Source organism: Pseudomonas sp. TH07, assembly GCF_016651285.1.
Lineage (GTDB): Bacteria > Pseudomonadota > Gammaproteobacteria > Pseudomonadales > Pseudomonadaceae > Aquipseudomonas.
Genome location: NZ_JAEKED010000001.1, coordinates 1,669,027 through 1,691,639, shown reverse-complemented (window position 1 = coordinate 1,691,639; position 22,613 = coordinate 1,669,027). Strand labels below are relative to the sequence as shown.

General features: G+C 63.8%; 17 protein-coding genes. 14 read left to right on the top strand and 3 right to left on the bottom strand.

Going from position 1 to position 22,613, the window contains the following annotated elements; all coding sequences use genetic code 11:
- Positions 1–6 precede the first annotated feature (6 nt).
- The 5 genes from JFU57_RS08050 to JFU57_RS08030 all read left to right on the top strand — a co-directional run bounded on the left by JFU57_RS08050 (position 7) and on the right by JFU57_RS08030 (position 8,393).
- Entirely contained in the window at positions 7–423 is a 417-nt protein-coding gene (locus JFU57_RS08050; protein ID WP_078470245.1) for a hypothetical protein, read from the top strand.
- A 113-nt stretch (positions 424–536) separates the two neighbouring features.
- Positions 537–4,214: a tubulin-like doman-containing protein gene (locus JFU57_RS08045; protein ID WP_201128811.1), complete on the top strand. Its 3,678-nt coding sequence runs from the start codon at positions 537–539 to the stop codon at positions 4,212–4,214.
- Between the two features lie 22 nt (positions 4,215–4,236).
- On the top strand, positions 4,237–5,208 hold the full coding sequence (locus JFU57_RS08040; protein ID WP_201128807.1) for a hypothetical protein: 972 nt from the start codon (positions 4,237–4,239) through the stop codon (positions 5,206–5,208).
- 37 nt (positions 5,209–5,245) lie between these two features.
- Positions 5,246–5,959, top strand: coding sequence for a hypothetical protein (locus tag JFU57_RS08035; protein ID WP_078470248.1), 714 nt, complete (start codon positions 5,246–5,248; stop codon positions 5,957–5,959).
- Positions 5,960–6,026: 67 nt separating this feature from the next.
- Positions 6,027–8,393, top strand: a complete 2,367-nt coding sequence (locus tag JFU57_RS08030; RefSeq protein ID WP_201128806.1) for a tubulin-like doman-containing protein — start codon at positions 6,027–6,029, stop codon at positions 8,391–8,393.
- Here JFU57_RS08030 and JFU57_RS08025 read toward each other — a convergent pair.
- Positions 8,390–8,791 carry a GFA family protein gene (locus JFU57_RS08025; RefSeq protein WP_201128801.1) on the bottom strand — a complete coding sequence of 134 codons (402 nt, stop codon included), beginning with the start codon at positions 8,789–8,791 and terminating at the stop codon, positions 8,390–8,392. The two genes, JFU57_RS08030 and JFU57_RS08025, sit on opposite strands and share 4 nt — an antisense overlap.
- Before the next feature lie 319 nt (positions 8,792–9,110).
- Between JFU57_RS08025 and JFU57_RS08020 the strand changes: the two genes are divergently transcribed.
- The 9 genes from JFU57_RS08020 to JFU57_RS07980 all read left to right on the top strand — a co-directional run bounded on the left by JFU57_RS08020 (position 9,111) and on the right by JFU57_RS07980 (position 19,285).
- On the top strand, positions 9,111–10,418 hold the full coding sequence (locus JFU57_RS08020) for a CitMHS family transporter (RefSeq protein ID WP_020297740.1): 1,308 nt from the start codon (positions 9,111–9,113) through the stop codon (positions 10,416–10,418).
- A gap of 77 nt (positions 10,419–10,495) precedes the next feature.
- Complete coding sequence (locus JFU57_RS08015; protein WP_078470251.1) at positions 10,496–11,263, top strand: TerC family protein; 768 nt, start codon at positions 10,496–10,498, stop codon at positions 11,261–11,263.
- A 212-nt stretch (positions 11,264–11,475) separates the two neighbouring features.
- Complete coding sequence (locus JFU57_RS08010) at positions 11,476–13,134, top strand: Na/Pi cotransporter family protein (protein WP_078470252.1); 1,659 nt, start codon at positions 11,476–11,478, stop codon at positions 13,132–13,134.
- Between the two features lie 56 nt (positions 13,135–13,190).
- Entirely contained in the window at positions 13,191–14,564 is a 1,374-nt protein-coding gene (locus JFU57_RS08005) for a M16 family metallopeptidase (protein WP_078470253.1), read from the top strand.
- A gap of 108 nt (positions 14,565–14,672) precedes the next feature.
- The gene (locus tag JFU57_RS08000; protein WP_078470254.1) at positions 14,673–15,716 is read left to right on the top strand and encodes a DUF5924 family protein; all 1,044 of its coding nucleotides are present in this window, start codon (positions 14,673–14,675) and stop codon (positions 15,714–15,716) included.
- A 54-nt stretch (positions 15,717–15,770) separates the two neighbouring features.
- Positions 15,771–16,919, top strand: coding sequence for an ABC transporter permease (locus JFU57_RS07995; RefSeq protein WP_078470255.1), 1,149 nt, complete (start codon positions 15,771–15,773; stop codon positions 16,917–16,919).
- The gene (locus tag JFU57_RS07990) at positions 16,913–17,719 is read left to right on the top strand and encodes an ABC transporter ATP-binding protein (RefSeq protein ID WP_178102930.1); all 807 of its coding nucleotides are present in this window, start codon (positions 16,913–16,915) and stop codon (positions 17,717–17,719) included. Before JFU57_RS07995 ends, JFU57_RS07990 begins: the two co-directional genes overlap by 7 nt.
- A gap of 1 nt (position 17,720) precedes the next feature.
- Positions 17,721–18,659, top strand: coding sequence for an MlaD family protein (locus JFU57_RS07985; RefSeq protein WP_020297733.1), 939 nt, complete (start codon positions 17,721–17,723; stop codon positions 18,657–18,659).
- Positions 18,656–19,285, top strand: a complete 630-nt coding sequence (locus JFU57_RS07980; RefSeq protein ID WP_078470256.1) for an ABC-type transport auxiliary lipoprotein family protein — start codon at positions 18,656–18,658, stop codon at positions 19,283–19,285. Before JFU57_RS07985 ends, JFU57_RS07980 begins: the two co-directional genes overlap by 4 nt.
- Positions 19,286–19,333: 48 nt before the next feature.
- On the opposite strand, the gene JFU57_RS07975 is transcribed toward JFU57_RS07980, so the two are convergent.
- Positions 19,334–20,563: a nucleoside recognition domain-containing protein gene (locus tag JFU57_RS07975; RefSeq protein ID WP_020297731.1), complete on the bottom strand. Its 1,230-nt coding sequence runs from the start codon at positions 20,561–20,563 to the stop codon at positions 19,334–19,336.
- Positions 20,564–20,714: 151 nt separating this feature from the next.
- On the bottom strand, positions 20,715–22,043 hold the full coding sequence (gene gltP, locus JFU57_RS07970; RefSeq protein WP_078470257.1) for a glutamate/aspartate:proton symporter GltP: 1,329 nt from the start codon (positions 22,041–22,043) through the stop codon (positions 20,715–20,717).
- Positions 22,044–22,613: the final 570 nt, after the last annotated feature.

Sequence of the window (22,613 nt, the reverse complement as noted above, 5' to 3'; positions counted from 1 at the left end):
TTGAACATGGCCCAGACCAGCACACTGCCAGCCCCGATTGAAAGCGAAGCACCGGCAGCACCGGCCAGCACCACCAGCAGCACCTTGAGCGTGCCATCGCCGATCGGTCTGGACCTGGGTCCGAAAAAAGTCGACAGCCGCGACGCCCTGATCGGGGTGGCGGTGCTGGTGGTCCTGGCGATCATCTTCTTCGTGATCAAGAACGCCTACGCCAACTGGCGCGTACGTGAGCGTGTGGCACCGAGCCGCGCCAATGCTTCCGGCTGGTTCCTGTTCCTCGGCCTGCTGATGGTTGCGACCATGGCGGTGCTGGCGGTGATCAACTCCGGCCAGTTCCTGGCTCCGCTGTACCTGGCGCCGCTGGGCGGCGTTGCAGCCATCTCCCTGGTTGCCTGGCTGATGACCTTCTCGGCCAAGCGCTGAGTCATCGCTGCCTGATGGCCGGGGGTGCGCTGCGCACCCGGCCCGTCTCACCCCAATAGCGGATCAATTGCCAAGTTCACTTGGCCAGCCCACCCGGGCTCATGGAGTTTCTGATGAACGAGAGTGCACAACCTTCCGGCCAGGCAGCAGCCCCGCAGGTCAGTGAAAAGATCCACCCAACCTTGTTCATCGCCCTCGGCGGCACCGGCATGAAGGTCAACATCCGCCTGCGCCGGCGCATCCTCAATGCCATTTGGGGTGGCAACAACCAGGTGCAGCAGATTTCCGACTTCCCCCTGGTGCAGTTCGTCAACTTCGACCTCGATTCGGGTGAAGTGACCCAGGACGGCAAGTCGATCAAGACCGACGTGCTGGCCGAGCAGGTGGCCTTCACCTCCGAAGAAAAGATCATCGAGCCGCTCAACCTGAGCAAGTACACGCACTCCATCGATGAGCTCAACCGCCATCGCGAAGTGGCCGAGTGGTTCCCCCTGACCCCGGAAAAGATCAAGAGCCTGGGCATCGATCCCTCCAAGGGCGCCGGGCAGATCCGCGCCCTGTCTCGGCTGTACTTCTTCGACAAGTACCCGAGCATCCGCGACAAGCTGCGCAGCAAGGTCGGGCGCCTGCTGAGCAACATCGGCGCCCAGGCCGACAAGCTGAAAAAGCTCGGCCTGGAAATCGACCCGGGCAAGATCCGCGTGGTGATCACCGGCTCTGCGGCCGGCGGCACCGGTTCGGGTTCGTTCCTGGACATGGGGTTCCTGGCCAAGGCCATCCTCAAGGAAAACAACATCGCCGGTAAGGTCGACCTGTTCCTGGTGCTGCCGGGCGGCTTCGGCTCGTACAACGCCGAGCGCGTCCAGGCCAACGGCTATGCGGCGCTGATGGAGCTGGAGACCTGCATGCGCGGCAACCCGCTGCTCAAGCACTGGGACGCCACCGACAACCTGTTTATCGACAACCGTCCCTACGACGACGTGTACATCATCGATAACAGCAACGTCGCCCAGGCCAAGACCAGCGACCAGGAAGACATCTACGAGATGCTCTCGGATGCGCTGTTCACCGACTTCACCTCCCAGGATTTCGCCAACAAGAAGCGCTCGATCGCGGTCAACCAGAACCAGCACAAGATCCGCTCCTACAGCGTGAGCCTGCCCCAGGACTACGGCAGCGACACCAAGCTGCACTTCCCGCGCTCGTACTCGTCCCTGGGCCAGGCGGTGCTCGACACCCAGGTCGACGCGCGCCAGCACGTTCGCCTCAATCGCCAGGTGCAGCAGATGCTCAAGGCGTTCTTCGGGGTGGCCAACGCCAATAACGCGGTCAACGACAATCGCCCGACCGACAAGGAACGCGACGAGTTCCTGCGCGAGCAACTGAACGTCACCCCACGGACCTTCACCGAGCTGCCGGACTTCCTGTCCCGCGTCGAGTTGACCCTGGCCACGGGCGAGTTCACCCACTACCAGATCGCCGACGACCTGTTGCAGGTCGAGGGCGACAACAGCATCACCGCGCAGATCGAGCAGAAAACCGAGAGCCTGTTCGAACGCCTGCAAAACGGCGGGGCAGACAAGGACCAGTGGCTGACCCACGTGCGGGAAATCCAGCAACAGCTGGAGCGCGACACCAAGGGCAGTTCGGTGGACAGCGCCGAGCGCAACCACGAAGTGCGGATCAAGGAAAACCGCAAGAAGCGCATCGCCGAACTGGTGCGTGAGGACGCCTTGCCCGAGAAGCTGTTCCGACGCCTGGACGATGACGAGCGCGGCGGCCTGGATTACACCCTGGCGCTGGTGGAAATGCTCAAGGACCGCCTGGAAAACGAAGGCACCGGGATCATCCCGGCCCTGGAAAAGAACGCCGCGCGCTTCAAGGAACTGTCGGAAAAACTCGAGTCCTCGGAGCTGGCCCGCGAGTTCGAACGCCTCAAGGAAACCACCGGTTCAGGCCTGCTGGCGCGCCTGAGCGGCAAGGACAAACAAGCCGACACGGTACTGGTCCAGGTCAAGGACACTCTGCGCGAAAGCCTGCTGTTCTACGTGCGCCATGTCGCCGCCCGTGAAGCCGCACAACTGCTGCGCGAGATCTCCGAGTGGCTGGGCCGCAAGGAATCGGTGGACCAGAACGGTCGCGCGATCTGGAACGGCTTTGTCGGCCGCCTGCAGGATGGCCGCAACGCGGTCGACAGCCTGCTCAAGCGCATCGACACCGACATCACCAAGATCGACGCCAGCATCAAGGAAAAACACGCCACCCTGATTCCCCTGGCGCCAGTGCAAGGCAACGAAGAGCCGGCCGCCAATGGCGCGGATGTGCGCGAGTGGGCCAAGGACGCGTTCAAGGATTTCGGCGGCTCGAAAGTGCTGTTCGGCAAGTTGCAGACCGAAGAGGGCCAGGAAGAGCTGCTGCTCAAGCTGCGCAATAAATCCGTGCAGCAACTGCCGAAGAACGCGCAGCGCATCGATCCGCTGATGAGCGCTCTGGCGGCCCTGAACCCGGAAGAGCAGCGCGAGAAATTCCGCCAGTTGCTGCAACGGGCCATGCCGTGGGTGCCGCTGAACCTCACTGGCGGTTTCGATATCGGCCAGAAGCTCTACACCTGCCTGATCGGCGTGCATGACCATGCCGAGTTCAAGCGCGTATACGGCGCGACCCTCGGCCAATGCCTGCCACAGGGTACGGCTATCAACGCCAGCGATATCCAGTTCGTGGAGTCGGGGATCCCCGGCAAACTGATCTGCTTCACCGAATTGAGCGGCTTCCCGCTGCCGGCGCTGACCCCGCTGTCGACCTACCTGGCCAGCTACCGCAAGGAAAGCGCGGCGATCCCGCTGCATGTGCACAAGCGCATCAGCCAGTTCGTGCAGCCGATCCAGTTCACCCAGGAGCAGTACCGCCAGTTCGCCGAGGACTTCAAACTCTACCTGCACGCGATTGCCCTGGGCGTGCTCAAGCGCCTGGACAACGGCCTGTACGAGTTCTTTATCGACAAGGAAGACTTCACCATCGGCGACGAATTCTCCATTCGTCAAAGCGGCCTGAAGCCGGTGCACCGCAGTGACATCGAAGCCCAGGTGCGTGACCGCACCCTGAGCCTCAACGAGGTCCAGATCGCGGCGCTGATCGCGCTGTTCGATGACATGAGCCGCAGCGCCTACAAGGCGCAGAAACGCATCGACGAGCAAGGCGCTTCGGAACCGTTCCAGGCCTTCCCGTACAAGATTGCCGAGCTGCTGAAAAAAGAGTACCTGGCCCGCCTCAAGCGCCAGGCCGGTGACCGCGACCAGGAGCTGGTGAAGTTGGCCGAAAGCTACCTGGGGCGCTTCAGCCAGCGCGTGATCGGCTCCCGGGCCGACGTCTACGCCGATGAAGTGCACGCCGACCACGAAGAAAAACTCAGCGTCGCCAAGGAGTTTTTCGCCGAGGGCTGGCTGGAGAACCTGCTCAAGCCGGTGGCGGCGCCGTTTGCCGGCCAAGCGCCTGCGGCCCCAGGCTTTGCCGCGCCACCGCCGATTGCCGGCGGCGCGCTACCACCACCGGTGGCGGCGGTGCAGTACAGCTATCACCTGAACGTCGCCGGGACCAATTACGGCCCCTACACCTCGGCGCAGTTGCAGAAGTACGTGCAGACCGGGCAAGTGACCCGCGACAGCATGCTGTGGCGTGAAGGCATGGCCGCCTGGCTCAGTGCCGGGCAGATCCAGGAACTGGCCCACCTGTTCGCCCCGGCGGCAGGCAGTCCACCGCCACTGGGCGGCCCAGCCATGCCGCCACCGCTCTGAACCAAGCGAAGACGAGAACCCTATGTCAGCGTCAGTCAAAGCCGCCGAGTTTCCCGCTACCTGCGCCAACAGCGCCTGTGGCCGGACACTCTGCGGGCCGGTGAAACACTGCCCGTACTGTGGCGTCGCCGTGCAACCGCCGATCTCGGCCAAGGCCCCCGTGGCCGTGGCCGCCAAGGAGCCCGCCAGCCCGCCGCCGGTGGTCGAACCCAAGGCCGCCGCGCTGAAGTTCGAGCTGCCGGCTGCCCCTGCGCCAGCCGCGCCGCAGCCCGTGGCACCCGCGCCGGCTGCTCCGGCAGCCGCGCCGACCCCACCCGTGGCACCGCCTGCGGATAAACCCAAGGGCCTGCTGAAAAAAATCGTGATCGGTGCGCTGGTCCTGGCACTGCTGGCGTTCTATGGCATGAACCAGCTCGGCTCGCGCAACAGTCAGCGCGACCTGGAGCAAGTGCTGCTCGCTGGCCAGCAATGCCTGCGCCAGAGCGACTACAACTGCGCGCTGGATAAAGCCGAACAGGTCCTGCAGAAAAACAGCAAGGACCCGGCGGCCCTGAGCCTGTTGAATCGGGCCAAAGACGGCTTGAAGCAGGTTCAGCGCGACAAGGACCTGGCGGACCAGGCACGGCAGAGGGAGCAGGACCGCAAGGCTCAGCAAGACGCTGCCGACCAGCGCAAGCGCGCCGAAGAGCAGGCCCGGCGCGAGCAGGAAGCCAAGGCCGCGGCGCAGGTCCAGTCGATCCCGGTACCCGCACCGCAGCCCAGCACGCCACCGCGTTCCACCACGCGCATCGAGCAGAACAACGGTGCCGCCAGCATGGTCGGCCGCTCGCTGAACGAGGCACGCAAGGCCTTGATCCGTCGCGACTACCAGAGCGCGATCACCGTCGCCCGGTTGGTGCTCAACATGGACCCGGGCAACCGCGAGGCGCAGAACATCATCAACCAGGCCACCCGCCAGCAATCCCAGGCCCTGAACCGGACCACCATCGAATGATGACGCCGGCCTCCCTTCGAACACTTGGAAGTCATCCATGACCCAGCACCCGCGTTCCCCCAATAAGCGTTTGCTTGCCCTGGGCCTCGTATCGATCTTCGGCCTGCAGAGCTGCGCCAACATCGACTCCAAGAGCATGAACCCGACCGGCTGGAGCGGCGGCGACTGGCTCAAGTGCGGCCTGGCCATCGCGGCAGGGGCGGCAGCAGGGGCAGCGGTCAGCGGCAAGAAGGATCGCGGGGTCGGCGTCGTAGCCGGCACGGCCGCAGGTATCGCCGTGTGCTTCGTGATCAACGCCAAGTCGGTGCAGACCCAGTCGCCCCAGGAAGTCGAGGCGCAGTACCGCAAAGGCGGCAAGAAGGCCCCTGCCGAGCCGCAAGTGGTCAGCTACCAGACCAGCATCCAGCCCGGCAGCACCATCAAGCGCGGCCAGCCGATCAAAGTGGTGTCCAACATCGTGGCCATCGATGGCAGCCGCCAGGCCGTCAACGAGATCAAGGAAGAAGTGCGCCTGTATGAGCCGGGCGCCACCACCGCGTTCAAGGAAGGCACCAAGGTCGCCAACGAGAAACCCGGCAGCGGCGGTTACGAAAACACCTTCACCATCACCCTGGACAACCAGGTGCCGCAAGGCGTGTACCGCGTCGACACCTCGGTGCTGCTCAACGGCAAGCCGGTCAACACCCGCAGCAACAACGTGCAACTGGTGATGATCGACGCCGACACCTATCAGATCGCCTACCTCGACTGAAATGCCTGATGGGGGGCGCCCGTCGGGCGCCCCTGGGCAAACCGCATGGATCGCTGGAGACACACCCATGACCGAATCCGGGTATGAGGTTCGCCCCACGCTTTTTATCGCGCTGGGCAACACCGGCCGCCGGGTCGGCCTGCACCTGCGCAAGCGCCTGCTGGCCACCTCCTGGCGCGAGGGGCAACGCATCGAGCGCCTCGCCGACTTCCCCCTGGCGCGCTTTATTCGGTTCCACCCGAGTGACTTCCAGGTCTGGGAGCGGGGCCTGGAGCCCGCACAGCCCGAAGCCTGTTTTCGGGTCGATGAAATCATCAGTGGCCCGTTCGACCCCGAGGCCGAGCTGGACTCGCCCGACGTCGCCAAATGGTCGCCCCTGACCTCGCAGACCATGAAGCACTGGGGAATCGAGCCGATGAAATACCATCGGCTTCGCGGTTTTTCCCGCCTGTACTGCCTGACCCAGGCCGACCAGATCCGCGCCAGGGTGCGTCAGGCCCTGCACCACCTGCACACCTGCGACCCCACGCAAGACGCCGAGGCCCAGCGCCTTGGCCTCAAGGTGAGCCGGGACTGCATCAATATCGTGATAACCGCTTCGGCGGCGGGCAGCTACGGTTCGGGGTCGTTTCTGCAGATCGGCGATCTGGTCCGGCAAACACTTGCCGAACAGAACATCCCCGGGCGTGTCGCCTTGCATCTGGTATTGGCCGGCGGGGCGATGCACATCGAACCGGAGCGGGCACAGGCCCACAGCTACGCCGCACTGATGGAGCTGGAAACTCGCGGGCGTGGTTGTACGACCGCGCAGGACGACAACCCGGTGGGGCCGTTCGACGACCTCTATGTGTTCGACACCTGCAACCTCGCGCAACGTCGCTGTGAGGAGCCTGAAGACCTGCCGTTGATGCTCGGCGACATGCTGTTCAACGATCTGGCCAATCCGCCGCTGAGCGAAAAAAAATGGATCATGAGCAGCATCCAGCGCCAGTACACCATCCGTAGTCATAGAGTGGAACTGCCGGAAGAATTCGAAAATACCCCCGCCCTGCGGAACCCCATGAGCTATTCCAGCCAGGGCCATGCCGAGCTGTACGCGACGTACCGGCCCGACGGCCTGGCCGACCTGCACCTGAGCGGCCACACCCAGCCGCTGCTCAGCGGGTTGATGGCGACGCAGGAAGGCGAAGACCCACTGCTCGCCCTGTTGGCCGGCCTGACTGCGCAAGACCTGCGCCGGGTATTGAGCCTGTGGCTGGAACAGGCCATGCCCTGGGCCAACCTGGAGCTTGAACCCGGCCGCGGAACCAACCCCGACGGTTACCTGTGTCTGCTCAGCGTGCCGCAACCTGCCGAGTTCAGGCGCCTGTACGGTGAGTTGCTGAGTCAATGCCTGCCCGCACTGCCAGGCCTGCGCCCGAATGACCTGCAATTCATCGATTGTCAGGTCCCTGGGCGGCTGGTCGCCTCCATGCGCTTGAGCGGCTTTGCCCTGAATGCCTTGCGCGACCTGCCCGTCTACCTGGCCAACTACCGCAAGCAGGCACAGCAGCGTCCCTTGCACGTGAACAAGCACGTCAACTGCCATCCGCTGATCTTCGACCAGGCGCACTACCTGGCCTTGGCGCGCGACCTGCGCCTGTATCTGCAAGCCATTGCCCTGGGCGAATTGACCCGCAACCCGGGGCAGGCCTACGAACTCATCGACGAAGGCGAGGCCTTTGGCATCGGCACCGAGCCGGCCATTCGCCAATACGGGCTGCGGGCCCCTCATCGGCAGCTGCTCTCGACGCGGGTGCAGGCGCGTTTGAGCCAGCCGCGCCCGGCACTGCTTGCCGCGCTGTGCGCGCTGTTCGAGCACTTAAGGCACGACGCTTACAAAAGCCTGAGAGTGGTCGATGAAAATGGGATAGCCGAGCCGGCGTGCTCATTGCCCAGGGAGCTCAGCGCCATCCTCCGCAGCGAATCCTTCAGGCTCCTGCACGAGCAGGCGCCTGAACACGCCGAAGCCCTGATCGAGCAGGCGCGAAATCACTTGCCGGCGTTCACCCGTTCGATCAGCGGCTCCAAAGGCGATGTCTATGTCTCTGAAGTCGTCCCGCACCACGGCGAGAAATACCAGCTGCGTGCGGAGTGCTTCGACGAGGGCTGGCTGGAGGCCTTGTTCAACCCAGGCATTCAGGCAGCACAGGCCACGGCGCAGCATGCCAGGGACAGTCAGGCGTGCTATCACCTCAACGTTGGCGGCGTCGAATACGGCCCTTACAGCTTTCTTGAGCTGCAACACTACGTCAGCACCGGGCAGATCACGCGCCACAGCTTGCTGTGGCGTCCGGGCTTGAGCCAGTGGTTTGTCGCCGAGACCCAGGCGGAGCTGGCGGGCCTGTTCACACCGCCTGCGGCGCCCCCCAGCGAGCCGCCGATGCCGGGCTAGAGCTGTTCTTGCGGCTCTTGCGGCAGTTGCTCATCCAGGTGCAGCCAGGGCAGGCGGCTGTCGGTCCAGATATGCCGGTCGGCCGGGGCCTGTTCCGGGTGGTCGAGGGTGGCGATGGTCACGTCGATGCTGCCCGGGCTCAGCTGGGTCTCCAGCGCCAGCTGCGCACCGCAGTTGCCACAGAACAGGCGAGTGCAGCTGGGGGAGGAGTCGTAACGCGCGGGCGTGCCTTGGGTCCATTGGAAGGCCGGGGCGGGCAGGGTGATCCAGGTGGTCACCAGGCCGCCGCTGACCCGGCGGCAGGTCGAGCAGTGGCAATGGGCGATATCCCGCAGCGGGCCACTGAATTGATAACGCAGCCGGCCACAATGACAGCCCCCGGTGTGCAGTTCGCCCATGTGCCTTTCTCCCTTGCTGTGATGGCGGTCACTGTATGCCGCTCATCGGTTGCTTGAACATCCACTCATTCCTTTCACCGGCGAAAGGTAGCTGAAAGCTTCCCCGATTAGGATCGCCTCCACTTCCGGCAATAGACCGGTTGGCCACAGTAAGCGTTGCGACGCTTCCCGGCCCAATTAACAACAACAATGGTGATTCTGATGTTTGCTCCTACCCGCCTCGCTGCACCTACTCCACCCGTACGCCTCGCGCTTCCCGTTCTGCGCTGACCCCACCCGGTTCGCCATTCCCTAGCCGCGCTACGCCTGGAGTATTCCCATGCTGACTTTCCTTGGCTTTGCCATGGTCATCACCTTCATGTTCCTGATCATGACCAAGCGCCTGTCCGCGCTGATTGCCCTGATCATCGTGCCCATCCTCTTCGCCCTGTTCGGCGGCTTTGCGCCGAAGATCGGCCCGATGATGCTCGAAGGCATCACCAAGCTGGCGCCCACCGGCGTGATGCTGATGTTCGCCATCCTGTATTTCGCCCTGATGATCGACTCGGGCCTGTTCGACCCGGCGGTGCGCAAGATCCTCAAGCTGGTCAAGGGTGACCCGCTGAAGGTCTCGGTCGGCACGGCGGTGCTGGCCCTGGTGGTGTCCCTGGACGGTGACGGCGCCACCACCTACATGATCTGCGTGGCCGCCATGCTGCCGCTGTACAGCCGCATCGGCATGAGCCCGCGGATCATGGCCGGCCTGATCATCCTCGCCGGCGGGGTGATGAACATGACCCCCTGGGGCGGCCCCACTGCACGCGCCGCCAGTGCGCTGCACGTGGACCCTTCGGACATTTTCGTACCCATGATCCCGGCCATGCTGGCGGGCGTGGTGGCGATCCTGGCGATTGCCTATATGTACGGCAAGCGTGAGCGGGCGCGTCTGGGTGAACTGCACCTGGTGGGCGACGAGATCGACCACAGCGAAATCAGCGTCTCGCAATTCCCTGATGCCCGCCGTCCGAAGCTGATCTGGTTCAACGGCGCGCTGACCCTGGCCCTGATGTGCACCTTGATCGCCGGCTTGCTGCCGCTGCCGGTGCTGTTCATGGTGGCCTTCAGTATCGCGATGATCGTCAACTACCCGTGCCTGCAACAGCAGAAGGACCGCGTCGCCGCCCACGCCGGCAGCGTACTGGCGGTGGTCGGGCTGATCTTCGCCGCCGGTATCTTCACCGGGATCCTGTCCGGCACCGGCATGGTCGACGCCATGTCCAAGAGCCTGCTGGCGGTCATCCCCGACGCACTGGGGCCGTACCTGGCGGTGATTACCGCGCTGGTGAGCATGCCGTTCACCTTCTTCATGTCCAACGATGCCTTCTATTACGGCGTGTTGCCGGTACTGGCCGAGGCGGCCAGCCACTACGGCATCACCGCGGTGGAGATGGCCCGTGCCTCGATCGTCGGCCAACCCGTGCATTTGCTGAGCCCGCTGGTACCCTCGACCTACTTGCTGGTGGCCCTGGCCGGGATCGAGTTCGGCGATCATCAGCGATTCACCCTCAAGTGGGCAGTGCTGGTCTGCCTGTGCATAATGTTCGCAGCCTTGCTGATGGGGATCTTTCCACTGTTCAGCACTCTATAACTGCAATGACTCTTCGCCCGGGCCGGTTGGCTGATCAACCGCCCCGGGCGATCTAACACTCGCTCAAAGGAATACACATGGAATGGCTGACCAACCCGGAAATCTGGGTTGCCTTCTTTACCCTGACCGCCCTGGAAATCGTCCTGGGCATCGATAACATCATCATGATTTCGATCCTGGTCAGCCGCATGCCCAAGCATATGCAGGCCCGGACCCGGCTGTTCGGCCTGGCGCTGGCCATGGTCACGCGCATCCTGTTGCTGTTGTCGATCACCTGGGTCATGCGCCTGACCGCCGACCTGTTCGTGGTCTTCGGCCAGGGTATTTCCGGGCGTGACCTGATCCTGTTCTTCGGCGGCCTGTTCCTGCTCTGGAAAAGCTCCCAGGAGATGTACCACGCCCTGGAAGGCGAGGACGAGACGGCGGACGAGCCGACCGGCAAGGGCGGCAACTTCCTCTACACCATCATCCAGATCGCGATCATCGACATCGTGTTCTCCCTGGACTCGGTGATCACCGCCGTCGGCATGGTGTCCCATGTGCCGGTGATGGTCGCGGCGATCGTGGTCGCGGTGCTGGTGATGATGCTCGCCGCAGGCACCATCAGCGATTTCATCGACAAGCACCCGTCGCTGAAGATGCTGGCGCTGTCGTTCCTGCTGGTGGTGGGTACCGTGCTGATCGCCGAAGCCTTCGAAGTGCACGTGCCAAAAGGCTACGTCTACTTCGCCATGGCGTTCTCCCTGGCAGTGGAAGCGGTCAACATCAAGATGCGCACCGCCATCGCGAAAAAGAAAAAACAGAGCGATCCAGTGAAACTGCGCAAGGATATTCCGGGTCAATAACCCGAGCGCGGACTGAAAGAAAGGGGCTCACGGGCCCCTTTTTCACGTCTGCAGAAAGCTGTTTTCATGACAGTTTTATTTCAATGCGCACTTTAGCTATGCGATGCTGGCGCCCAGACCGTTAGCCAACTACAGCTTAAGTACAGAACGTAGATCGTCGCGCGGCACCGTCAACTTGCCCCTTTGGGGCGATTCACCCCAGGGGACCCTTTATGCTGACCCTGCTCAATCTGCTGTCCGCCGTGACCCTGTTGATCTGGGGCACGCATATCGTGCGTACCGGGATCCTGCGGGTCTATGGCTCGAACCTGCGTCACGTCATCGGCCAGAACATGGCCAGCCGCCCGCTGGCCTTTGTCGCCGGGATCCTGGTCACCGCCATGGTCCAGAGCAGCAACGCCACGGCGATGCTGGTCACCTCATTCGTCGGCCAGGGCCTGATGGCGCTGACCCCGGCCCTGGCGACCATGCTCGGGGCCGACGTCGGCACCGCGCTGATGGCACGGGTGCTGACCTTTGATTTGTCGTGGCTGTCGCCGCTGCTGATCTTCCTCGGGGTCATCTTCTTCCTCTCGCGCAAACAGACCCGTGCCGGCCAGTTGGGTCGGGTCGGTATCGGTCTGGGCCTGATCATTCTGGCGTTGCAGCTGATTGTCGAAGCCGCCGCGCCGATCACCCATGCCCAGGGCGTGAAGGTCCTGTTCGCCTCCCTGACCGGCGACATCCTGCTCGACGCCCTGATGGGCGCTGTGTTCGCCATGGTGTCCTATTCCAGCCTGGCGGCCGTGCTGCTGACCGCGACCCTGGCCGGTGCCGGCGTGATCAGCCTGCCGGTGGCCATCGGCCTGGTGATCGGCGCCAACATCGGCAGCGGCGTGCTGGCCTTCCTCAGTACCAGCATGCAGAACGCCGCCGGGCGCCAGGTGGCCCTGGGCAGCCTGTTGTACAAGTTGTTCGGCCTGCTGTTGATCATCCCGGTGCTCGACCCCCTGGCGCACTGGATGGACAGCCTGGATTTCAGCCCGCAAGAGGTGGTGATCGGCTTCCACCTGCTCTACAACACCTTGCGCTGCCTGCTGCTCCTGCCCACGGTCGGGCCCATGGCCAAGCTCTGCGCCTGGCTGTTGCCCGAGCGCCCGCAAGACAGCGGCCGGGCCAAACCGCGACACCTGGACCCCACGGCCCTGGTCACCCCGAGCCTGGCCCTGGCCAACGCGGCGCGGGAAACCCTGCGCCTGGGCGACCTGATCGACAACATGCTCGAAGCCATGCTCGACGTGCTGCGCGGCAAACAGACCGCCGTCACCCAGGAAATGCGCAGCCTGAGCGACGATGTCGAAGCGCTCTACAGCGCAATCAAACTCTACCTGGCGCAAATGCCCCGGGAAGACCTCAGCGACCAGGACAGCCGGCGCTGGGCCGAGATCATCGAGCTGGCAATCAACCTCAAGCTTGCCGGCGACCTGATCGAACGCATGCTGCGCAAGGTGCAACAGCAGAAAACCTCGCAACGCCGCCAGTTCTCCGAAGTCGGCCTGGAAGAGCTGGCCGGGTTGCACGCCCAATTGATCGCCAACCTGCGCCTGGGGCTGTCGGTCTTTCTCAGTGCCGATCCGGAAAGCGCGCGCCAGCTGCTGCGCGAGAAGCGTCGCTTCCGCGCACAGGAACGACGCCTGGCGCACGCCCACGTCAGCCGCCTGCAACGTAAAATCGTCCAGAGCATCGAGACCAGTTCGCTGCACCTGGAGCTGATCGCCGACATGAAGCGCTTGAACTCGCTGTTCTGCAGCAGCGCCTATGTGGTCCTGGAAACCTCCGAAACCGGTGCCCTGGCGGCGGAAGATCTCGCTGACATCACCCATTCACCCTGAACGTCCATGGTTGACTGAAGTCTGTAGAACTTACGCACGCCGTAAGGAAGCTCGCTATGCGTTGTCTGTTGTTCGCCTGTCTGTTGTTGAGTTGCGCTCATGTGTCGGCCCTGGACCGCTTTCAGGTCGAGGGCTACATGCTGCCCAACGGCCTGCAGCTGTTGCTCAAGCCCGGGACCGAGCGCGGCCATGTGGCCATCCGCCTGGTGGTCGGGGTCGGCCTGGATGACTTCGACTGTGCCGACAAGGAGCTGCCGCACCTGCTGGAACACCTGCTGTTCAGCGGCATCGATGGCAGCGGCGAAGGTGGCCTGGAAGAACGCATGCAGGCCCTGGGCGGGGAGTGGAATGCCTTCACCAGCAACGCCGACACCACCTTCGTCATCGAGGCCCCGGCCAAAAACCAGCGCAAGGTCCTCGACCTGCTGCTGGCCCTGCTGACCCGCACCCAGATCGACGACAACGCCATCACCGCCGCGAAACAGGTGGTGGAGCGCGAGGACGGCGGCCATTACTCGCACCTGCAGCGCTGGCTCGATCGTCAGGACCTGGGCCACAAGGCCGGCAATCAACTGGCGGTGGAACTGGGCCTGAAATGCGCCGAGCGCGCCGAAGTCGAACACCTCACGGCCGAGCAGCTGGATCAGGTGCGCAAGCACTGGTATGCCCCGAACAACATGACCCTGATCATCGTCGGCGACCTCGACCGCCTGCTCCCGGCCTACCTGGAGCGCACCTACGGCCAGCTCGAACCGGTGGAGCCCAGCGAACACCTGGCGCTGCCGGATATCCAGCAGCCGGCAGCGGCCGAGCGCAGCCTGATCAAGGGTTGGGTTGGCAACGGCGCAACCTTGCACTGGCTGTTTGCCGAGCCGGTGCTGGACGACGAGCACGACGCTACCTTCGACCTGCTCAAGGAGTACCTGGACTGGGCGCTCTACAGCCGGCTGCGGCTCGACCACGAATTGTCATACGGGCCCTGGAGCGACCGCGAGGTGTTCGGCGGTCAGGGCTTCCTCAGCCTCAACGCCGACCTGGCGCGCGATGACCTGGAGCAGGCGCAGCAAGTGATTCGCGAGCTCAAGGCGCAGTTGCTCAAGGACGGACTGGATGCCGCCACTTTCGAGCGCCTCAAGCAGGCCGCCATTGCCCGCCAGGCCTGGGCCGTGCAAGGCAACAGTGCCCTGGCCGACTACTACTGGAGCGCCCTGGGCGATTACGCCGATGGCCGTTTCAACGACCCGGCCAAGCGCCTGAGGGCCGTGAGCCTGGAGCAGACCAACCAGGCCATGCGCCAATTGCTGGCGGAGCCGGGCTACCTGCGCATCGAAAAACCGCTGCTCAGTGACGAGCAGGTGGTGTGGCTGCTGGGCGGGCTGCTGGCGCTGGTGCTCTTGATCGCCCTGGGCTGGCGCCTGCGGCGACGATGAAGCGGGGTCGCAGGCGCACGCGGTTTAATTGCCCGGGCGCCTCGCCACACCTGCGCGGCGACGCTATCCTGTCGCCGATTTTCCCCGCCATGACTGTGAACCCGCCCAATGCCTAACTGGACTCACCATATACAGCGCATCCTCGAACTGATGAAGCGCTACCCAGGGGTGATCGCCCTCGGCGGGTTCATTTCCGGGGTCGGCAGTTTCATCCTGGTGGACCGCCAGCAAGGCCTGGCCACCTGGATCGCGGTGATCATGCTGGTGAGCTGGGTCTGGCTGATGCTGGAAAACACCCTGACCCAACTCTTTACCCGGGTCTTCAAGCGCGAAATTCCCCAGCCGCTGTTGCGCTACGCGACGCAGATGATCCACCAGGAAAGCCTGTTCTTCGTCCTGCCGTTCTTCTTTATCACCACCGCCTGGAACAGCGGCCAACTGGCCTTTACCGGGCTGCTGGGGGCCGCGGCGCTGGTCTCGATCACCGACCCGCTGTACTACAAGTGGCTGGCACCGCGGCGCTGGCTGTTCCTGGCGCTGCACACCCTGACCCTGTTCGCGGTGCTGCTCACGGCGCTGCCGATCATCCTGCACCTGACCACCTCGCAGAGCTTCAAGCTGGCGCTGGGCATCGCCATGCTGCTGTCGTTTCCGAGCCTGGCCTCGATCTTCCCGATCCGCAGCCTGCGCAGCGGCCTGGCGGTGTTGAGCATCACCCTGGCGATTGGCGGCACCGGCTGGCTGCTGCGTTCCTGGGTGCCGCCGGCGACCCTGTGGATCACCGAAGAGGCCATCAGCACCCAGTTGCAGGACCGCACGCCCGGCGACAGTCTGGAAGACATCAGCGTCGCCCAGGTGCGCAGCAACGGCCTGTACGCCTACACCGCGATCAACGCCCCGCGCGGGCTCGACGAGCGGATTTATCACGTCTGGCAATTCAACGGCAAAGAGCTCGACCGCATTGCCCTGGATATCCATGGCGGGCGCAAGGAGGGATACCGCGCCTGGAGCCACAAGCAGAATTTCCCCGGCGACCCGGTGGGCCGCTGGCAGGTCAGGGTCCTGACCGAGGACGGGCAGGTGATCGGTGTGCTGCGCTTCAATGTCACCGGCACAGATCAAGCCGCCCCGGCTCAGGGCGAGGCAAAATAACCGGGATCGTGCTATTACGTAGCACTGCGTAATAGCCAGACAAGCACGGAGCTTATGACCAGCAGCGCAACGGCCGGCAGTGCCCAACTCGATACTTCCCAGACCCCGCCCCAGCTGCGCATCAGCGGGGACTGGACGCTTGCCCACTACACCGCACTCAAGCACCTCACCCAGCAGCTGGCCAGCCAGTACGACGCCAACACCCCTGTCGACCTCAACGCCCTGGGCGCTCTGGACACCGCCGGCGCTTCGCTGCTGGTGGAGCTGCTGGGGGCCGAGCGCCTGGGGCATAGCGCCGAGCACCAGGATTGCACCCTGTCGACCGCCGACCGCGCGCTACTGCGCACCGTCTACTGCTCCCTGAGCGACTTCTGCATCCCGGTCAAGGAGCCGGAAGTCTCGGTCGGCATCCAACTGCTGTCGCGCATCGGCCGGGCGGTGGATGCGATCTGGCAGGACACCCTGCAACTGCTGGGCTTTGTCGGGCTGATTCTGGAAACCATCACCCGTGGCCTGCTGCGCCCCAAGCGCTGGCGCATCACGCCGATGGTGGCCCATATCGAACAGACCGGCCTCGACGCAGCGCCCATCGTGGCCCTGCTGACCTTTCTGGTGGGCGCAGTGGTGGCGTTCCTCGGGGCCACGGTGCTCGCCAGTTTCGGCGCCAGCATCTTTACCGTGGACCTGGTGGCGTTCTCCTTCCTGCGGGAATTCGGCGTGCTGCTGACCGCGATCCTGATGGCCGGGCGCACGGCCAGTGCCTTTACCGCGCAGATCGGCTCGATGAAGGCCAACGAGGAAATCGACGCGATCCGCACCCTCGGTCTCGACCCCATGGAGCTGCTGGTGGTGCCCAGGGTCCTGGCGCTGCTGGTGGCCCTGCCGATGCTGACGTTCCTGGCGATGCTTTCGGGGATCATCGGTGGCGGGGTGGTTTGTGCTTTGTCGTTGGGGATTTCGCCGGCGATGTTCCTGTCCCTGCTGCAAACCGATATCGGCGTACAACACTTCCTGGTGGGCATGGTCAAGGCGCCGATCTTCGCCTTCCTGATCGCTGCGATCGGCTGCCTGGAAGGCTTCAAGGTCAGCGGCAGTGCCGAATCGGTGGGCGCCCACACCACGTCCAGCGTGGTGCAGTCGATTTTCGTGGTGATTGTGCTGGACGCCGTGGCCGCGCTGTTTTTCATGGAGATGGGATGGTGAGTCGTCTACCTCGTGCCCCCGCCGAGGCGGTGATTGAAGTCCGTGGGCTGTGCAACCGCTTCGGCAAGCAGAGCGTGCACGAGAACCTCGACCTGGACCTGTACAAGGGCGAGATCCTCGCCGTGGTCGGTGGGTCGGGCAGCGGCAAGTCGGTGCTGCTGCGCAGCATCATCGGCCTGCGCCAGCCCAGCGAAGGTTCGGTGCGGGTCTTTGGGCAGAACCTGCCCAGCCTCTCCGAGCATGAACGCTCGATGGTCGAGCGACGCTTCGGCGTGCTGTTTCAGAAAGGTGCGCTGTTTTCATCGCTGACCGTCACCGAGAACGTCGCCTTGCCGCTGATCGAACACGCCGGCCTGAGCCGCGCCGACGCCGAACACCTGGCGGCGGTCAAGCTGGCCCTGGCCGGGCTGCCGCTGTCGGCTGCCGACAAATACCCGGCCTCGCTGTCGGGCGGCATGATCAAGCGCGCGGCACTGGCCCGGGCACTGGCCCTGGACCCGGACATCCTGTTTCTCGACGAACCCACCGCCGGCCTCGACCCGATCGGCGCCGCGGCGTTCGACCAACTGATCCTGACCCTGCGCGATGCCCTGGGCCTGAGTGTGTTCCTGGTCACCCACGACCTGGACACGCTGTACACCATCACCGACCGGGTGGCGGTGCTGGCGCAGAAGAAGGTGCTGGTGGCGGACGCCATCGACAAGGTTGCCGAGACCGACGACGCGTGGATACACGAATACTTCCATGGCCCTCGCGGCCGCGCGGCGCTTCTGGCCGCTACACAGCTCAACGAGGTATGACATGGAAACCCGAGCCCATCACGTATTGATCGGCCTGTTCACCGTGCTAGTGGTGGTCGGCGCCCTGCTGTTTGGCCTGTGGCTGGCCAAGTCCAGCGTGGACAAGGAGTTCAAGGACTACGAGATCGTCTTCAACGAGGCGGTCAGCGGCCTGTCCAAAGGCAGCGCGGTGCAATACAGCGGAATCAAGGTCGGCGACGTGGTCAGCCTGCGCCTGGACCCGAAAGACCCGCGCCGGGTCCTGGCGCGGATCCGCCTGAGCGGCGAAACCCCAATCAAGGAGGACACCCAGGCCAAGCTGGCCCTGACCGGGATCACCGGCACCTCGATCATCCAGCTCAGTGGCGGCACCCCGCAAAGCGAGCCGCTGCGGGGCAAGGACGGCAAGCTGCCGATCATTGTCGCCTCGCCATCTCCCATCGCCCGCCTGCTGAACAACAGCAATGACCTGATGACCAGCATCAACCTGCTGCTGCACAACGCCAACCGCATGTTCTCCCGGGAGAACGTCGAACACATCAACAACACCCTGGCCAATCTCGAACAGACCACCAGCGCCATTGCCGAGCAACGGGGCGACCTGCGCCTGGCCATGCAGCAGGTGGCCAACCTCGGCAAGCAGGCCAGCGGCACCCTGGAGCAGACCACCGCGCTGATGCGCACCGCCAACGGCCTGCTCAACGACCAGGGCAAGCAGATGTTCGGCAGCGCCGAGCAGGCCATGCGCTCACTGGAACAAAGCAGCGCCACCATCAACAGCTTGCTGAGCAACAACAAAGACTCGCTGAACAACGGTATCCAGGGCCTCAACGGCCTGGCGCCGGCGGTGCGGGAACTGCGCGATACCCTGAGTTCGCTGCGGGCCATCACCCGCCGCCTGGAAGCCAATCCCGGCGGCTACCTCCTGGGTAACGACACGAACAAGGAATTCACGCCATGACGCCTATTTGCCGAGCCTTTGGCCACCTCGCCCTGATCGGCGGTTTTGCCCTGAGCAGCGCCTGCTCGATCCTGCCCAAGGGCGAGCCGGTGGATGTCTATCGGCTGCCAGTGGCCCAGACCGCAGCGAAGGGCACAGGGCAGGTCCAGCACTGGTCGCTGCGGGTGGCCAAGCCGGTGGCGGGGGATGCACTGAACAATGCGCGCATCGCCGTGCTGCCCGAGGGCAACCTGATCAGCAGCTACAAGAACTCGCGCTGGAGCGATCCGGCGCCGATCCTGCTGCGCAATCGCCTGCTCGACGGCTTTCAGCGCGACGGTCGGGTGCCGTTGCTGAGCACCGACGACAGCAACCTGCAGGCGGACTTCGAACTGGGCGGCGAATTGCAGGCGTTCCAGAGCCAGTACCAGGGCAGCGCGGTGGAGGTGGTGATTGGGCTGGATGCGCGGCTGGTGCGCGGTTACGACCAGAAGATCCTCGCCAGCAAACGCTTTGAAGTGCGCCAGCCGTTGAACGACCCGAAAGTCCCGGCGGTGGTGGCAGGCTTTGGCCAGGCCGGGGATACCCTCAGCCGCCAGGTGGTGGACTGGGCCGTGGCCCAGGGCAGCGCCCTGTACAAACCCTAGTCTGATGACGCTGCAGGGGCGTTCACCCTTGCAGCGCTTTGCCCGGACTCAGCCAAAGAACCAGTAGCACACCCCGATGGCCGCTACGACCCCGGCAAACTCTGCCAGCAGGGCACAGCCCACGGCGTGCCGCGCACGCTGGATACCCACCGCGCCGAAATACACCGCCAGCACGTAGAAGGTGGTCTCGGTGCTGCCCTGGATAGTCGCCGCCACCAGGGCCGGGAAGCTGTCCACGCCCTGGGTCTGCATGGTTTCGATCAGCATCGCCCGTGCCGCACTGCCGGAGAACGGCTTGACCATGGCAGTCGGCAGGGCGTCGACGAAACGCGTGTCCCAACCCGCCCATTCCACCAGGTAGCGAATGCCGTCCAGGCCGAAGTCCAGGGCCCCGGAAGCCCGCAGCACACCCACCGCACACAGCATCGCCACCAGGTACGGCAGCAGGTTCTTGGCGACGTCGAAGCCTTCTTTGGCGCCCTCGACGAAGGCCTCGTAGACCTTGACCTTGCGCAGCGCGCCAATCACCAGGAACAGCATGATCAAGCCGAACAGGGTGAGGTTGCCGAGGATCGACGACAGGCTGGCCAGGGCCGTGGCCGAAAGGGTCGCCAGCAGGGCCATGAAGCCGCCCAGGACCAAGGCGCCGGGAATCAGGTACGCCAGCACCACCGGGTCCCACAGGCGCAGGCGCTGCATCACGGCCACCGAGAGCAGCCCGACCAGGGTCGACGCGCTGGTCGCCAGGAGGATCGGCAGAAACACCAGGGTCGGATCGGCGGCGCCTTGCTGGGCGCGGTACATGAAGATGGTCACCGGCAGCAGGGTCAGGGAGGAGGCGTTGAGCACCAGAAACAGGATCTGCGCGTTACTGGCCACGGTCTGGCTGGGGTTGAGCTCCTGCAGCGCACGCATGGCCTTGAGCCCGATGGGTGTGGCCGCGTTGTCCAGGCCCAGGCCGTTGGCGGCGAAGTTGAGGGTGATCAGGCCGATGGCCGGGTGGCCGGCGGGCACCTCCGGCATCAAGCGGCGGAACAACGGGCCCAGGACCTTGGCCAGCCAGTCGACGATCCCGGCTTTTTCGGCGATACGCAGAAAACCCAGCCACAGGGTCAGGGTGCCGAACAGCAGCACCATCACTTCCACCGACAACTTGGCCATGGCGAAGATGCTTTCCACCATCGCCGCAAAGATCCCGGCGTTGCCGCCGATCAGCCACTGCGCCAGTGCCGAAACGGCCGCGACGATGAAAAAGCCAAGCCACAGGCCATTGAGCATCAGTTAATCCCCCGGAAGATGCGGCGAATGATAGCGGGGCGGGCAGAAACGACAAACCCCGGATTGACCGGGGTTTGTCGAACAGCGCAATGGCCGGGCTGAAGCAGCGCGCCGGACGTGAGGACCGACGCCGCCTGCGACAGCGGCTAGATCAGCGGCTGGTTTCGCCGCTTGGCAGCGGTTCCTTGCTGCGCCAGTGCGGCAGGGAATTCCAGTAGCGCTGGCCCTTGGCGTCGTCGTACATGCCTTCCCAGCGGGAGATGACCAGCACGGCCAGGGCGTTGCCGATCACGTTCAGGGCGGTACGCGCCATGTCCATGATGCGGTCGACACCGGCGATGAAGGCCAGGCCTTCCAGCGGGATGCCAACACTGCCCAGGGTCGCCAGCAGCACCACGAAGGACACGCCCGGTACACCGGCGATGCCTTTGGAGGTGACCATCAGCGTCAGAACCAGCAGCAGTTGCTGGCTGATGGACAGGTCGATGCCATACAGCTGGGCGATAAAGATCGCGGCGATGCTCTGGTACAGGGTCGAACCGTCGAGGTTGAACGAGTAGCCGGTCGGCACCACGAAGCTGCAAATGGCTTTCGGCGCGCCGTAGGCTTCCATCTTCTCGATCACGCGCGGCAGTACGGTTTCCGAACTGGCGGTGGAATAGGCGAGCACCAGCTCATCCTTGAAGATGCGCATCAGCTTGATCACCGAGAAGCCGAACAGGCGTGCGATCAGGCCCAGGACCACGAAGGCGAAGAAGACGATGGCCACGTAAACCAGGATCACCAGCTTGGCCAGCGGCAGCAGGGAGGCGAAGCCGAAGTTGGCGACGGTCACCGCGATCAGGGCGAATACGCCGATCGGGGCGTAGTTCATGATCATGTGGGTGACTTTGAACATGCTTTCCGAAACGCCCTGGAACATCTTCACCAGGGGTTCGCGCAGGTCCGATTGCAGGCTCGACAGACCGAGGCCGAACAGCACCGAGAAGAAGATGATCGGCAGCATTTCGCCGCGAGCCATGGCCGCGAAGATGTTCGACGGGATCAGGTTGAGGATGGTCTCGATGAACGCGTGTTCATGCTGCACTTCGGCGGCGGTCGCCTGGTACTTGGAGATATCCACCGTGCCCAGGGTGCTCATGTCGATGCCGGTGCCCGGGTGGAACACGTTCGCCAGGACCAGGCCGACGAGGATCGCGATGGTGGTGACGATTTCGAAGTAGACGATGGTCTTGAGGCCGATGCGCCCCAGTTTTTTCGCGTCGCCGACACCGGCGATACCGACGATCAGCGAAGAGATCACGATAGGAATCACGATCATTTTGATCAGACGGATAAAGATATCGCCCGCAGGTTGCAGGACGTTGCTGATCCACCAGGCTTTTTCCGCACTGAAGTGGTTGAGCAGCGCACCAATTGCTATCCCCAGAACCAGACCGATGAGGATCTGCCAGGCGAGGCTAAGCTTTGCCTTCTTCATATCATTACCCTTACTTGCGTTGGACTCGGGCTGATGCGCGAACTGGAACGCTCAATGGCGGAAAAGTCTGTGCATCGGCCCCCGTATAAGGTCACCCCGAGCGCGGATTCAGGGCTCTCGGCAGGCGAAAAAAGGCGCAACTATTCCGATGCAAGGGAAGCGCGTCTAATGCCGTAAACGCCTACCCTATGCCGAATCGGCATGAGATTTTCCAAACAAAACGAACGTCCCAACCGGTTCGAATACGCCATTTCGGCAGGCAATAATGCCGCGAAACGGCCATTTCAGGCGGTGTGCAGGGCTGTCGGGAAGGTCAGGAAAGAGCCTTGGAAACTTCTGGAATGCGCTGATTAAACAGCCTAAGACTGATCCGTATTTTTTGAGAAGTTTCTGGATATACGGTCGCAGAGAAACACCGTGAAACGTTTGATCGACGTCAACGGATGTTTTATCCCAAGGGCGATGCTGTCGAATTGAAGCCCATGGCCTCAGCGCGCGACGCGGCGCGTTCAAGCACGCCGCAAGTCCGTCAAGCCACGATTGGCTTGGGAACTTGCGCCGCCGCTCTTT

What these genes read in the sequence shown, in the direction of transcription:
- JFU57_RS08050 (WP_078470245.1), top strand. Translation starts at nt 7, where the DNA reads ATGGCCCAGACCAGCACACTGCCAGCCCCGATTGAAAGCGAAGCACCG.
- JFU57_RS08045 (WP_201128811.1), top strand. Translation starts at nt 537, where the DNA reads ATGAACGAGAGTGCACAACCTTCCGGCCAGGCAGCAGCCCCGCAGGTC.
- JFU57_RS08040 (WP_201128807.1), top strand. Translation starts at nt 4,237, where the DNA reads ATGTCAGCGTCAGTCAAAGCCGCCGAGTTTCCCGCTACCTGCGCCAAC.
- JFU57_RS08035 (WP_078470248.1), top strand. Translation starts at nt 5,246, where the DNA reads ATGACCCAGCACCCGCGTTCCCCCAATAAGCGTTTGCTTGCCCTGGGC.
- JFU57_RS08030 (WP_201128806.1), top strand. Translation starts at nt 6,027, where the DNA reads ATGACCGAATCCGGGTATGAGGTTCGCCCCACGCTTTTTATCGCGCTG.
- JFU57_RS08025 (WP_201128801.1), bottom strand. Translation starts at nt 8,791, where the DNA reads ATGGGCGAACTGCACACCGGGGGCTGTCATTGTGGCCGGCTGCGTTAT.
- JFU57_RS08020 (WP_020297740.1), top strand. Translation starts at nt 9,111, where the DNA reads ATGCTGACTTTCCTTGGCTTTGCCATGGTCATCACCTTCATGTTCCTG.
- JFU57_RS08015 (WP_078470251.1), top strand. Translation starts at nt 10,496, where the DNA reads ATGGAATGGCTGACCAACCCGGAAATCTGGGTTGCCTTCTTTACCCTG.
- JFU57_RS08010 (WP_078470252.1), top strand. Translation starts at nt 11,476, where the DNA reads ATGCTGACCCTGCTCAATCTGCTGTCCGCCGTGACCCTGTTGATCTGG.
- JFU57_RS08005 (WP_078470253.1), top strand. Translation starts at nt 13,191, where the DNA reads ATGCGTTGTCTGTTGTTCGCCTGTCTGTTGTTGAGTTGCGCTCATGTG.
- JFU57_RS08000 (WP_078470254.1), top strand. Translation starts at nt 14,673, where the DNA reads ATGCCTAACTGGACTCACCATATACAGCGCATCCTCGAACTGATGAAG.
- JFU57_RS07995 (WP_078470255.1), top strand. Translation starts at nt 15,771, where the DNA reads ATGACCAGCAGCGCAACGGCCGGCAGTGCCCAACTCGATACTTCCCAG.
- JFU57_RS07990 (WP_178102930.1), top strand. Translation starts at nt 16,913, where the DNA reads ATGGTGAGTCGTCTACCTCGTGCCCCCGCCGAGGCGGTGATTGAAGTC.
- JFU57_RS07985 (WP_020297733.1), top strand. Translation starts at nt 17,721, where the DNA reads ATGGAAACCCGAGCCCATCACGTATTGATCGGCCTGTTCACCGTGCTA.
- JFU57_RS07980 (WP_078470256.1), top strand. Translation starts at nt 18,656, where the DNA reads ATGACGCCTATTTGCCGAGCCTTTGGCCACCTCGCCCTGATCGGCGGT.
- JFU57_RS07975 (WP_020297731.1), bottom strand. Translation starts at nt 20,563, where the DNA reads ATGCTCAATGGCCTGTGGCTTGGCTTTTTCATCGTCGCGGCCGTTTCG.
- gltP (WP_078470257.1), bottom strand. Translation starts at nt 22,043, where the DNA reads ATGAAGAAGGCAAAGCTTAGCCTCGCCTGGCAGATCCTCATCGGTCTG.